The following is a 13,234-nucleotide window of genomic DNA, read 5'->3' on the forward strand; positions in this document are numbered from 1 at the left end:
TTAATAGGTCATGCTGGCGGAGTTGATCAGACCTATAGCGATAGAGCAACCGGCAGAAAATACACCAGCGGCTATTTCGCCTTTGTTAATACGTTCCGGCAGTTGTTTCAGTGCAAAACGGACCACGGCAAAGGTCAGTACTTGAACCACCAGGGCAATAGCGCCCCAGATAGCACAGTCAGCCAGGGACAGTGAATGAGTAATAGCGCTGGACAAAGGCAAAGCAAAACCAATTAAAGCGCCGGCAAAAGCTATAGCTGCAGCACTGTTATTTTCTTTGATTAAGGCCAGTTCGTCGTGTGGTGTGATCCAGGTATAAAAACGACAAAATAAAATGATTAATAAAATGGCCAGAAAAAAGAAGCTGATAAATTCAGGAAAACCAGCCACAGAGGCCAATAAAGTATCGCTCATTACAAAATCCTTTCTTTTAATTGAGGGGCTTTGCCGATGATCCAGAAAAGCCGGGTAAAAGGCAACAACTGAATCAAAGCCGATGCTGTATTCATCCATTGACGCAGGCCGTTTTGGGCTATGCTCAATAGGAAAGTCAAACCGCTAAGCTACTGATCTGTTGTGAGGTTCATTCGAATGTTAAATCAAATGTCGGTAAAAATCCGCTTGTTACTGTTGGTGTGTGTGCCTTTGCTGGTATTAATTGCCATCAGTTTGATTTCGGTCAGGGAAATGGGGCATTTAAGTGATGGAGCCACCAGTATTTATCAAGACCGCGTTGTGCCGCTAAAACAAATCAAGCAGGTGGCTGACGCTTATGCTGTCACTTCTGTGGACTTGCTACATAAATACCGTGGCGAGGTGATAAGCGCTTCAGACGTTGTGCAGCAGTTGCAGCAACAAGGTCAACTGGCCGATCAGGTCTGGCAGGCTTATCTGGCAACGACTTTAACTCAAGAAGAAGCTGGATTAGCTGAAAAAGCCAAACAACAAATGACAGTCTTCCGGCAAAAACTGCAGGAGTATCAGCGGCAAATCAGTGATGGTTCTCTGGCACAGCGCAGTGCACCAGACTTTAATGCAGAGTTATACCAACTGGCTGACCCTTTAAGTGCCTCACTGGCTGCTTTGATAGATGTTCAACTGGTGGAAGCTGAGAAGTTTAAAATAACGGCAGCAGAGCAGTATCAGTTTTTTCTGCAACTTTTTGTCATTGCCTTGTTAGTGGTATTGATCTGCTTAGGGGTCTTGTCCTGGTTGATTTACCGTTCTATTCACGAGCCGCTGAATCAGCTGCAACAAGCTATTTCTGTGGTTGGAGATCAATCAGATTTACGGATCCGGGCGCAAATTACAGGTTCGGACGAAATTGCCGTCACCGCCGCCGCTTTTAATCAAACGATCAGCCGTGTCCATCAGTTTTTCACCGAATTGGGGGATGCGGTGTCACAACTTGCCGCCGCCTCAGAAGAAATGAGTCAGATCAGCTCTCAGGTTAGTGGCACTGCTTTTGAACAAGAACAGCAGGCTAATTTAATAGCCACAGCTGTGAATCAAATGTCGGCTGCTATTCAGGAAGTCGCGAACAGTGCGTTGGCCACATCTGAGCAAGCCAATGACGTCGATCAGAAAACCCAGCAGGGCTATCAGAAAGTTATCCAGAATGTCAGTTCTATTGAACAATTATCCACAGTAGTCAATGGCGCCAGTCTGGTGATTGAACAACTCAACGGTGAATCAGAGAAAATTACCCAGGTGCTGGCAGTGATCCAGACTATTGCCGGTCAAACCAACCTGTTGGCATTAAACGCCGCCATCGAAGCTGCCCGTGCCGGTGAAGCCGGCAGGGGTTTTGCTGTGGTTGCAGATGAAGTGCGGACTTTAGCCACCAATACCCAAAAAGCCACAGAGTCTATCCGCGTGATGATTGATACTTTACAAGCGTCAGCCCGCGAGGCGGTGCAAGCCATGGCGCAATCAGGTCAATACGCCAGCAGCAGTGTCACCAATGCACAGGAAGCTGGTGTGGTGCTTGAAGAGATTAAGTCTGCAGTCGGCACTATAGTCGATATGAACGTACAGATTTCTGCCGCGACTGAACAACAAACCATAGTGGCGGAAGACATTAATAAAAACATCAGCGAGTTTAGTGTCAGCATCAGCGAAATGACCCGCAGTGCTACTCACAGCGCCGATGCCAGTACTTCATTGGCTCAGTTAGCGGCACGTTTGCAGCAACAGGCTGCATCGTATCGGGTGTAAGTTAATTAAGAAGGCCGCTTTGATCGCGGCCTTTTTTCACTGTCCGTGCCTGTTTGTGTCTACCCAAAATAACTGCTGAGCAGCATGTGCTGCCAAAGCAGTGTAACGTCTTGATTCCGCAACCGAGAAAAGCTGAAAGTCCATCCATTTGCAACTTTGATGAATTGGGCTAGGTTTGCATTAAGTTAGAGCATAGGTTGTTGCCCACTCATTCAAATAACTCAGGCGGTTGAGCAGGGGGCTTGCACCATTAGGATGCAAAATCGCGCAAATGCCCTGCAAAGGGGCGTCATGACGGGAGTTGAATACGTATTCATGTTGAACATTGGCTACGATAAGTTTAACTAGTATGGTCAGACTAGTATCAATAACCAGGCAGATATAAGTCTGAAGCAGAAAAACAAACAAATCCGGGGATAAGGGCATGAATAAATTTAAGTTAAGCATACTCACTATGGCTATTGCGACTGCAGGTATCAGTTCGTACAGCTATGCACAAGAACAAGAAACGAAACTGTCACCTACAGAAGCCCGTGAAAAGGCAAAAGCTGATGCGGCTATTGAAACTATTGAAATTAAAGGCTTCCGTCGTTCTATCGTTGAGTCCATCAATGCTAAACGCTTCTCACCAAACGTTGTTGAATCTATCTCTGCAGAAGATATCGGTAAGTTACCTGATTCGAGTATTGCAGAATCAATTTCCCGTTTACCAGGTTTAACCAGTCAGCGTTTGGATGGTCGTGCTAGTCGTGTCAGTATTCGTGGTTTCGGTGAAAACGAAAGTGCTACAACCTTCAATGGTCGTGAGCAGGTTTCTATCGGTGATAACCGTGGTGTAGAGTTTGACTTATACCCGTCAGAAATAATGAGCGGTGTCACTGTTTATAAAACTCCAAATGCAACTTTGGAAGCTGAAGGTATTGCTGGCGTAATCGACATGCAAACAGTGAAGCCATTAAGTCGTGAGCGTACCATTCAGTTTAATGGTCAGTATGAAATGACCAGTTTTGATAAATTGAACCCTGATGGTAATGATAACGGCGCGCGTGGCACTTTCTCTTATATCGATCAATTTGCTGATGACAAAGTGGGCATCGCATTCGCTTATTCCAAAATGAGTTCTCCTAATCAGGAAAAACGTTGGAACGCCTGGGGTTACCCTGAGTTTACTGTCGATGGCGAAAATTATTCGATCTTAGGTGGTGCTAAGCCATTTGTCCGCTCGTCCACTCTTGACCGTGATTCTGCGCTCTTAGTGGTTGAAGCTGCACCGACCGACAAGTTAAAAATGACCTTTGATGCACTTTATGTAGATTTCAAAGATGAGAAAATTCTTCGTGGTATCGAAATTCCTTTTGCCTGGGGTTATAACCGTGGCACTTCTGCGTTAGAAGTTGATCCAGCAACAGGTTTCGTCACTAAAGGTTCTGTCACTGATGAGAACCTTGTCGTTCGTAACGACATGGAAAACCGCGAAGCTGATTTAACAGCTTTGGGTTTTAATGTGGAGTATGACCTGAATGATGATTGGACTTTAGTATTCGATGCCAGTCATTCTGCTGTACAACGTGAAATCTGGAGTTTTGAAAGTTACGCTGGTACAGGCCGTGGCGATAATGAAGGTGTGGGTGACGACCTGACTTATGAGTTCAGACCAGGCAACACAGGCGCTATTTTTACTCCTAGCCTGGATTACAGTGACTACAATTTAATCCGCCTTGGTGGTCCTCGCAGCTGGGGTTCAAGTACTGCATTAAACAACGCTTTTGTGCCTGATTCCAATGGCGATGGCGTGATCGACAGTGACGATCAATATTTTAATTCGGCACAAGATGGTTTTATTAACGCTCCAACCATAGATGATGAACTGAACGCATTCAAACTGGCGGCCTCTCAGTTAGTTGAAGATGCGGGCATACTGACAAAAATCACTTATGGTGTGTCTTATCGCCAGCGTGAGAAAACCAAAGAGTCTGAAGGTTACTTCATGACCCTGAAGGATTTCCCGGATATGGTGAGTATTCCGGACCAATATCGTTTAGGTAGTGTTTCATTAGACTTCATTGGTATGGGCAACATGGTTGCTTATGACGCTGGACGTTTACTGGATGACGGCTTCTATACGTTGACGAGAGAGAGCCTGACCAATCAAAGCCATGCGACGAAGAGCTGGAAAGTGTCTGAGGATGTACTTGCACTTTATGTCCAAACAGATTTAGAAGCTGAAATTGGCGATATTCCAGTGACAGGTAACTTCGGTTTACGTTATGTCGATACCAAGCAGAGTTCTCAAGGTTCAGCTTCGGCTCCTGTGAATGGTCTGATTGTGACTTCTCCAACAGATATTGAACACAGCTACAGTCATTTGTTGCCAAGTGTTAACCTGACTTTTGATGTTGCTGAGAGTCAGAGTGTTCGTTTTGGCGCTGCAAAAACTTTGTCTCGTCCACGTTTGGATGAAATGCATTCTTCATTATCTGTGAACTATGGTTCAACGCCTGATTCAAATGGTAACTTCTGGACAGTAAGTGGTGGTAACCCACTGCTGGAGCCAAAAGAAGCTATTGGTCTGGATTTAACCTATGAGAACTACTTCAATGATGAAGGCTACTTCTCTATCGCTTATTTCTGGAAAGATTTAAATGAATGGATTTTTGACGGTAGCTACGAGGTGGATTTAGTCGGTGTGCAAAATCCGAATACGGGTGAAGTTCCTGCCACCTCTACTGCGACTGGTTCTGGTAAAGTAAATGGCGGCGGCGGTACTTTGCAAGGTGCTGAATTCTCTGTCACTCTGCCGTTAAATGTGGTCAGTGACGTGCTTGATGGTTTTGGTGTGATTGCCAGCTACACTCGTGTTGACCAGGATATGACGGATCAAAATGGTAACGACTATAAATTACCTGGCTTATCTGAGAACATTCAGTCGTATACTGCTTTTTATGAGCAAAATGGCTTCCAGGCTCGGGTCAGCATGCGTAAACGTGGTGACTTCCGTGGTGATGTTTACGGTATAGGTTTTGATACCCAGCAAGTAGACATCATGGGCGAAACTATCGTGGATGCACAAATTGGTTTCGACTTCGGTGATGCTGGTTACAAATCTCTGGAAGGTCTGTCGGTATTCCTGCAAGGCCAGAACTTAACAGAAGAGCCTTTTGTATCTTTACAAGGCAATGCTTTCCAAGTTCGTGACTACCAGGATTATGGCAGTACTTACCTGTTAGGTTTCAGCTACAAAATGTAATGTAGTGCAGTTTTGAATAAGCCCCGGTCCTCATACCGGGGCTTTTTTATAGAGTCTGCCATGACTGATTTTATCTGATATTCCAATAGCGGAATTGCAGATAACGCAATGCTGAGCGGGAGTCGTTATGAATACCAAAGCGGTTAAAAATGTAGTGATTCTGGGGGGCGGAACTGCGGGATGGATTACCGCTTCTTTACTGGTAAAGGTCCTCGGTAAAGCCATTAATATCACTTTAGTCGAATCTGATGATATAGGAATAGTTGGTGTTGGCGAGGCTACTATTCCGCCTATTATTAATTTTAATGCTGCGCTGGGACTGGATGAAAAAGCTTTTATACGCGAAACCCAGGGCAGTATTAAACTAGGAATCCAGTTTGAAAACTGGGGAAAGCCTGGTGACAGTTATATGCACGCCTTTGGCGCCATTGGTAAAGAGTTCCCATTTTGTAATTTTCATCATTTTTGGCTAAAAAGTAAGCAGCAGGGGATGGGCTTTGACTTTTGGGATTTCTCTTTAGCTTATCAGGCAGCACGACAAAATAACTTTGCAAAGTTGGCCAGAATAGAAGGCGTCAACCTACCAGGCTTGTCCTACGCTTATCACTTTGATGCTGGTTTATATGCGCAGTTTTTAAGACGCTTCTGTGAGCCTTTGGGCGTAAAACGAATTGAAGGCACAGTTAAAAAAGTACATTTAGATCCTGTAAACGGTGAGGTTATTCGTTTGACTTTGGCGTCTGGGAATGAAGTTGAGGGGGATTTATTCGTTGATTGCACAGGACTCCATAGTTTACTGATTGATAAAAGTTTAAACACAGGCTTCGAAGACTGGTCACATTGGTTACCAGCAGACAGCGCTTTGGCTGTGCCTTGTGGATCCGTGCAGCCTATTACGCCTTATACAAAGGCTATAGCTCATCCCAAAGGCTGGCAATGGCGCATTCCTTTGCAGCACCGGATAGGGAATGGATTTGTTTACTCCAGTAAATATTGCAGTGATGACGAAGCGAAACAAACCTTGCTGTCGAATCTGGATGGTAAAGCCTTGGCCGAACCACGAAAAATTTCTTTCCGCACGGGGCGCAGATTAAAGCAGTGGAACAGGAATGTGGTTAGCATCGGCTTATCAAGCGGCTTTTTGGAGCCTTTAGAATCGACCAGTATTCATTTAATTCAATCCGGAGTTTTTAGGCTGCTGAAGTTTTTTCCACACAGCGGCATTACTGATGCGGCCAGAGATGAGTTTAATCGCCAGTCAAAAGTTGAATTTGAACAAATCCGCGACTTTATCATCTTGCATTACAAGCTAAACAACAGGGGGGATAGTCAGTATTGGAAAGACTACCAGACGATGGATATTCCCGAGTCTTTACGCAGAAAAATTGACTTATTTTCGGCGTCTGGCCTGATATTCAGAGAGCAGGACGAACTCTTTGCTGAGGTGGCATGGCAGCAAGTGTTTATAGGTCAGGGCATTGTTCCAACTGATACTCATCCTTTGGTGAATGCGCTTAAAGAGGAGCAGTTACAAGATTTGCTCAGCAATTTAAAAGCTGTGATGCAATTAACTTCGCAGCGTTTGGGCTCACATGCAGATTTTCTGCAAAGCTGTCATCCGAAGGATATGTAGGCAGGTCGCCAATTACTCCGGTCATACACAGGTACTGTAGATGTATATTCAAAAAAAAATAAAGACTGTTTTGGTATTTTTCCTGCTGCTCGCCAGTCATTTTGTACAGGCAGCTATTTATCAGTCTCATCACTTACAAGGTAATCAGTTGCAGCTTCAAACTGATGAATACTCAGTGGTTTTGAGCTTTAAAAGTGAAGGCAGCGTCGAAGTGGTGTATCAGAAAGCGGGTCTGAAACAACTGCCTTCTTTTGCTTTGGCTGCGCCAGAACAACAGCTTGCCGCTACGCTGAGTGAGCAACCGCAGCAGCTTGAGTTTGCCAGCAAAGATCTGAAAGTGCGTATCGATAAAGCGCCTTTCCGGTTGAGTTACTACCGTGGCAATGAACTGGTTCTGGCCGAAGAACAAGGTTTTTTTGCCCATGAGACCTTACGTGGTTTTCGCTTTGCGCTGCAGGACGACGAAAAGTTGTTAGGCACAGGTCAGCGGGTTGTCGGCATGGACAGACGTGGTCAGCGTTTGCCTTTGTATAACAAGGCCAGTTATGGCTACACCACAGAAGCGCAGCAGATGTATTTTGGTTTACCTGCCGTGCTGTCGAGCAAAAAATATCTGGTGTTGTTTGATAACAGCGCCAGTGGTTTTGTTGACTTAGGTAAAACTGAAAAAGACGTGTTGCAATTTGAAGCTGCCGCAGGCCGCACCTCTTACATAGTGATGGCGGCAGCTACTTATCCAAAGTTGATCGAGCAGTATGTCACTGTGACTGGCAAGCAACCTCTGCCACCGCGCTGGGCTTTTGGCAACTTCGCCTCGCGTTTTGGTTATCGCACCGAAGCCGAAACTCGCGCCATAGTGGATAAATTTGCATCTGAAGACTTTCCGCTGGATGCCGTGGTATTGGATTTGTACTGGTTTGGGCCTGATATTCAGGGCCATATGGGTAACTTAGCCTGGGATAAAAAAGCCTTTCCCAACCCTAAAGGCATGATCAGCGATTTTAAAGCCAAAGGCGTAAACACTATTCTGATCACCGAGCCTTTTGTTCTCAGCACGTCTAAACGCTGGGATGAAGCGGTTCAAGCCAATGCATTAGCCCAGGATTTAGCGGGTAAGGCGAAAACCTTTGATTTTTATTTTGGTAACACGGGTTTAGTCGATGTGTTTTCAACACAAGGCACGGCCTGGTTTGAGGGGATTTACAACGAACTGGCTGATTATGGTGTGGCAGGATGGTGGGGTGATTTAGGCGAACCTGAAGTACATCCATCAGATACGATTCATAGCATAGGCACAGCCGATGAAATCCATAATGCCTATGGTCATAGGTGGGCTGAACTGTTGTATCAAAATCGTTTAGCTCAGCAGCCAACACAGCGCCCTATGATCATGATGCGCTCTGGTTTTGCTGGTTCACAACGTTTTGGCATGATCCCCTGGACTGGTGATGTCAGTCGCAGCTGGGATGGTTTAAAGCCGCAGGTGGAATTGTCACTGCAAATGGGCTTATTGGGGATGGCCTATACCCATTCTGACTTAGGTGGCTTTGCCGGTGGCGAAGTCTTTGATAAAGAAATGTATATTCGCTGGTTACAGTACGGTGTGTTCCAACCTGTGTATCGTCCTCATGCACAAGAGCAAATAGCGCCAGAGCCTGTGCTGCACGATAAAGAAACCAAAGACATTCTGCGTGAGTACGTGAAATTACGTTACCGCATGTTGCCTTACAACTATACGCTGGCCTATCAAAACAGCAGCACTGGTATGCCGCTGATGCGCCCGCTGTTTTTTGAGAACGAAGCAGACACCAGCCTGATTGCCAACAAAGACAGCTACTTATGGGGGGATGCTTTTTTAGTGACTCCGGTCACTGCTGCTGGGGTTAAGTCTGTCTCTGTAAAGTTGCCTCAAGGCGCCTGGTTTGATTACTGGACCGGTAAAGTCTATCAGGGCGGCCAGACTATTCAGCAACCGACCGATTTAACCACCTTGCCTGTACTGGTTCGGGCTGGTTCTTTTGTGCCTATGGTACCTGTGGTACAAAGTTTAAAAGACTACAGCAGCCGCCAGTTGGAACTGCATTATTACCACGACCAATCCGTGACTACAGCCAGAGGTCAAATGTATGAAGATGACGGTGTATCGCCTGACGCCTTACAAAGCCGTCAGTATGAGCTGCTGAGCTTTAGCGCTATGGCGAACCATAATAACCTGACGCTGGAGCTGAACCGCACAGGTTTAGGTTATGCCGGTATGCCAAAACAACGTGAGGTTACACTGGTTGTCCATCAATGGGGGAAGCCTGCGAAAGTGCTGGTCGGTAGCCAAAGCTTGAAATGGGTCAATTCGGAATCAGAGCTGGTCGCGGGGGCTGCCTGGTTTGATGAGGCTAAGCAGCAAGTGCGGGTGAAACTAAACTGGGAGCAGGTCAAACTGAAGGTGGCATTACAATGAAAACGAGTTATTCGATAGAGGCAGTACTGCTGAGCCTGATTATGCTGGCTCCTGCAATTCAGGCAACTCAAATCCAGCATTTGGAACCAGCCTTTTGGTGGGCTGGAATGAAAGAGCCTAAGCTGCAACTGATGGTGCATGCCAAAGGGATTCAGCACGCTCAAGTGCTGCTGAATTATCCGGGAGTCAAACTTACTGGGCTGCAAAAAGTAGAAAATCCCAATTATCTGTTTGTCGATTTAGAGTTAAGCCCTGATGTGAAACCCGGCAGTTTTGAGCTGGTATTTACAGACAGAGGCAAAGTGCTGGCGCGGCATAACTACAACTTATTGGCTCGTCAGCCAGGCTCGGCACAGCGTCAGGGTTTTCGCCAGAGTGATCTGATTTACCTTATAACCCCCGATCGCTTTGTCAACGGCGACAGCTCTAATGACGAAGTCAAAGGTTTAAGCGAAGGACTCAACAGAGCCAACCCCGGCGGCCGGCATGGTGGTGATATTGCCGGTATGCAACAAGCCTTACCTTATCTGCAGCAACTGGGCGTGACACAAATATGGCCTCAGCCGCTGACGGAAAATAACAGCCCGGCTTATTCCTATCATGGTTACGCCGCGACCGATCTGTACAAGATAGACCCGCGCTTTGGCAGCAACAGTGATTATAAAAACTTTGTGGCAGAAGCCAAAAAGCTCGGTATAGGTATTATTCAGGATATAGTGGTGAATCATATCGGCTCGAATCATTGGTGGATCAAAGACTTACCTGAACAAAGCTGGCTGAACTATAACGCGAGTTTTCACCCGACTAATCATGCCCGCACTACAGTGCAGGATCCGTACGCTGCAAAAGTCGATGCCAAAGCTTTTGTCGACGGCTGGTTTGTCGAGAGCATGCCGGATTTAAATCAGCGTCATCCACTGTTAGCGACTTATCTGATCCAAAACTCTGTCTGGTGGGTGGAGTATGCTCAGTTGTCCGGTATTCGCGAAGATACCTATTCTTACGCAGACAAAGATTTTTTGACGGCCTGGTCTAAACGCCTGATGAGCGAGTACCCCAATTTTAATATTGTCGGTGAAGAGTGGAGTGCGAATCCTGTCGTGGTGTCGTACTGGCAGAAGGGCAAACAGAATGCCGATGGTTACCAGTCCTTTACACCCAGCATGATGGATTTTCCGTTGTATTACGCTTTGCTGGCGGCGCTGACCGAAGACGAAGCCTGGGATAAAGGTTGGATCAAACTTTATGAAGCTTTGGGCAATGATGTGATTTATCCGGATCCAACCAACTTAGTGCTGTTTGAAGGCAATCACGACACTGCTCGTTTGTTCTCTTTGTTAAATGAGGACAGAGACTTGTATCAAATGGCGATGATCTACCTGCTGACAGCACCACGCATTCCACAGCTGTATTACGGTACTGAAATTTTAAAACAAAGCCCAAAACAACGGGATGACGGTTTAGTTCGCAGTGATTTTCCGGGCGGTTGGGCTGGTGATGCTATGAATGCTTTTACTGGTAAAGGTTTAACTAAAGCCCAGCTACAGGCGCAACAACTGGTAAAAACGCTGGCGAATTACCGCAAAAACACTACTGTGTTGCAGCAAGGACAGATGAAACATTTTAGTCCACTAGACGGTCTTTATAGTTATGTCCGTTATCAGGATAACAAGCAGGTCTGGGTGTTTTTTAATAAAAATACCGCAGCCAAAACTGTAGATCTCAGTCGTTATTCTGAGTTGATGCCAGCCAATGCCCGTTTTACTGATGTGCTGACAGGCAAAACAATCAGCACCAAAGGCAAGCTGGAATTGCCGGCGCGCGGCAGCCTGATGCTGGAGCTTCAATAAGGCAAAGGCGGAATTTTCAGCAGCTTTAACAGCAGGTTACGGCCAAAGCGCAGCAGTGGATAACTGAAGCGGGCCCGGCTTGCTGACTGAAACCAATACAACCAGAGTTTGTTGCGCCAACTGCTTTCGTTCAGTGACGCCAGCAATTGCAGCACCTCTGGTCCCTTTAACCAGCGTCCATCCACGCGCAATAACATATTCTGGTTGATGATCAGCCTCTGGTGTTGCAACTCAGCCAATAACAACGGCGCTTGTTCAGCTAAGTCTCGTGCGTTGAATAGGCTAAGCTCACCAAAGTGTTGTTGCAGGCGCTGGGCAGCGGCGAAGTTTCGGCATAAAGGACAATCGCCATCGTAAATAAGTAACAGCTGCTGCATAAAGTGCCTCGTGATCAAAACAGCTACTTTAACGGAATATAACGGAGCGCGGATCTCTGGCTATAAAATAGCTGCTTTTAAGTGGCGAAACAGCGCTATGGGGTTAAACTAGTAAGTAGTTTAATTTCTGGCCGCCAGTCCAGATGGAGTTTTTTATGATTAGTAACCTTACTTCCGGCTTTATTCCTTCAGCTCCTACACTGAATCCAGTCAGCAGCTCCTCTGCAAGTCCCGCCAATACAGCAAGTGCGGAGTCTCCCGGCAAAAAAGCAGAACTGGAATTTCGGGCAGGGCGCAATGCTGCTAAAGATTATTCGGCAGTGCAACAAAGCTTAGCCAAAGGCAAAGGCGCAGTAGAAACTGCTCAGGCGGCAACCAGTGACATCAAAGAATCGCTGGTGAAAGTGCGTGAAGTCGCAACTCAGTTAGCTGATGATTCTCTGGCAGCCCCGCAGCGCGAGAAACTTCAAAAAGAATATTCGGCTCTGCGCTCTGGTATTGAAAAATCATTAGAAGGGGCCAGCTATAAAGGTGCTGACGGTGGCAAGGGGGTGAATTTACTGACCGACAAAGACAGTACTAAAGTGACTATCAATAGTTATGGCAGTCAGTCTGAGCTTAGCAGCAGTAAGCTGGATAAAAGTCTGGGTTTACCAGAGAAAATTGGTTCTGCATCAGAAGCCCGTGAACTATTAAATGGCAAAGAAGGTAAAACCAGTGTATTGGCCGCAGCAGAGAAGTCTGTCAATGAAAGCTCCGAACGTTTAGCCAAAGAAGATCAAAAACTGAAAAGCCGGTTAGAGACAGCAACAGCGGTCAGTAAAGCCGCCGCTAGTCTTGAATCCGAGCGTACTGGTGGCCGCAGTGCTTCCCGTGCTGCGCCTGATGAAGAAAGCAGAGCTGCATTATTAAAACAGGCTGAGGAAACCCGTCAGCAGTTAAAGCAACAAACTCTTGGGTTGGGCAATAAAGAGCAAGGCGCACGTTCTTTACTGAGTTTGTTCAGTTAAGTCTGTCTGATGCGCAGTCCACTGGATGTATATCGTACGACCCGTCTCTTAGCGTCGAACACTAAAGCCCTTGAAGCTCAGGTGTTTCGTCGTGTTTTGTATCAGCTTGAAACAGCGACCCAGATTTCCGGACTTGAGCAAGCCAAAGCTCTGGCTGATTTGCGGCTGCTTTGGGTAACTGTATTGGGGTTAGTGACGGACCCGGATAACCATTTATCCTTGTCTGTGCAGAAGAGTCTGGAGCAGTTGTCTCAGGCGGTGCTGGCCGAACTGGATTTACCTGCTGCCGAGCAGAACAAGAGTTGGTTGATTGAGGTGACCACTCAGATCGCTGAGGGTCTGGAGGGCTGATCTAGAGCAGCTCTCTGCATTGTTTGGTCTGGTTTGATCTGCTGCTAGTCGCAGTCAAAATCTTAAGGCTGGACAATACTCTTGTTTTCTTTAC

Annotated in this window: 9 protein-coding genes; 7 read left to right on the plus strand and 2 right to left on the minus strand. The window is 46.4% G+C overall.

What is annotated here, in order from left to right:
- Entirely contained in the window at nt 1-414 is a 414-nt protein-coding gene (locus IEW88_RS06070; protein WP_053426019.1) for a DUF350 domain-containing protein, read from the minus strand.
- A 177-nt stretch (nt 415-591) separates the two neighbouring features.
- Here IEW88_RS06070 and IEW88_RS06075 point away from each other — a divergent pair, with 177 nt between their 5' ends.
- The 5 genes from IEW88_RS06075 to IEW88_RS06095 all read left to right on the plus strand — a co-directional run bounded on the left by IEW88_RS06075 (nt 592) and on the right by IEW88_RS06095 (nt 11,402).
- Nucleotides 592-2,217 carry a methyl-accepting chemotaxis protein gene (locus IEW88_RS06075; protein WP_147903467.1) on the plus strand — a complete coding sequence of 542 codons (1,626 nt, stop codon included), beginning with the start codon at nt 592-594 and terminating at the stop codon, nt 2,215-2,217.
- Nucleotides 2,218-2,641: 424 nt separating this feature from the next.
- Nucleotides 2,642-5,464, plus strand: a complete 2,823-nt coding sequence (locus tag IEW88_RS06080) for a TonB-dependent receptor (protein WP_147903468.1) — start codon at nt 2,642-2,644, stop codon at nt 5,462-5,464.
- A gap of 127 nt (nt 5,465-5,591) precedes the next feature.
- A complete protein-coding gene (locus IEW88_RS06085) occupies nt 5,592-7,097 on the plus strand; it encodes a tryptophan halogenase family protein (protein WP_147903469.1) in 1,506 nt (501 codons plus the stop codon).
- Nucleotides 7,098-7,137: 40 nt separating this feature from the next.
- The gene (locus IEW88_RS06090; RefSeq protein ID WP_147903470.1) at nt 7,138-9,552 is read left to right on the plus strand and encodes a glycoside hydrolase family 31 protein; all 2,415 of its coding nucleotides are present in this window, start codon (nt 7,138-7,140) and stop codon (nt 9,550-9,552) included.
- On the plus strand, nt 9,549-11,402 hold the full coding sequence (locus IEW88_RS06095) for a glycoside hydrolase family 13 protein (RefSeq protein WP_147903471.1): 1,854 nt from the start codon (nt 9,549-9,551) through the stop codon (nt 11,400-11,402). Before IEW88_RS06090 ends, IEW88_RS06095 begins: the two co-directional genes overlap by 4 nt.
- Here IEW88_RS06095 and IEW88_RS06100 read toward each other — a convergent pair.
- Entirely contained in the window at nt 11,396-11,779 is a 384-nt protein-coding gene (locus IEW88_RS06100) for a DCC1-like thiol-disulfide oxidoreductase family protein (protein ID WP_147903472.1), read from the minus strand. The two genes, IEW88_RS06095 and IEW88_RS06100, sit on opposite strands and share 7 nt — an antisense overlap.
- Before the next feature lie 155 nt (nt 11,780-11,934).
- Between IEW88_RS06100 and IEW88_RS06105 the strand changes: the two genes are divergently transcribed.
- Together IEW88_RS06105 and IEW88_RS06110 are read left to right on the plus strand one after the other, a co-directional pair.
- On the plus strand, nt 11,935-12,789 hold the full coding sequence (locus IEW88_RS06105) for a flagellin N-terminal helical domain-containing protein (RefSeq protein WP_147903473.1): 855 nt from the start codon (nt 11,935-11,937) through the stop codon (nt 12,787-12,789).
- A gap of 9 nt (nt 12,790-12,798) precedes the next feature.
- Nucleotides 12,799-13,140 (plus strand): flagellar biosynthesis regulator FlaF, encoded by a 342-nt coding sequence (locus tag IEW88_RS06110; protein ID WP_147903474.1) that lies wholly within the window; start codon nt 12,799-12,801, stop codon nt 13,138-13,140.
- Nucleotides 13,141-13,234: the final 94 nt, after the last annotated feature.

The sequence above is a fragment of the Rheinheimera tangshanensis genome, assembly GCF_014645135.1.
GTDB classification, from domain to species: Bacteria; Pseudomonadota; Gammaproteobacteria; order Enterobacterales; family Alteromonadaceae; genus Pararheinheimera; species Pararheinheimera tangshanensis.